Origin of the sequence: Staphylococcus pasteuri (genome assembly GCF_030547725.1) — a bacterium.
Taxonomy (GTDB): Bacteria; Bacillota; Bacilli; order Staphylococcales; family Staphylococcaceae; genus Staphylococcus; species Staphylococcus pasteuri.
In genome coordinates this window covers 1-265 of record NZ_JAUOQO010000413.1, presented here as the reverse complement: position 1 = coordinate 265, position 265 = coordinate 1, and the positions used below count along the sequence as shown (strand labels likewise).

Here is a 265-nt window from a genome sequence, read left to right as displayed (position 1 = left end):
CTTGGTACACAGCCTGCAATTGCATTGTTAACCATCCTCAAGTTTAGGAAGTACACAATGGCTGACTACCTACTTATTTTTATTAGCACCGCAGTGGTAAACAACGTGGTGTTAGGAAAGTTTTTAGGTTTGTGCCCATTCATGGGTGTCTCAAACAAAATAGATAGCGCCTTAGGTATGGGCTTAGCCACTACCTTTGTGCTGTGTTTAGCCGCAGTAGCCGCATGGCTTATTGAATCCTTGCTATTAGCCCCTCTAGGTATTC

The 265-nt window shown here is 43.8% G+C and carries 1 protein-coding gene; it reads left to right on the top strand.

Going from position 1 to position 265, the window contains the following annotated elements:
• Nucleotides 1–57 precede the first annotated feature (57 nt).
• Nucleotides 58–265: Rnf-Nqr domain containing protein (locus tag Q4528_RS14190; RefSeq protein ID WP_303522263.1), on the top strand; the 208-nt coding region annotated here is incomplete at its 3' end.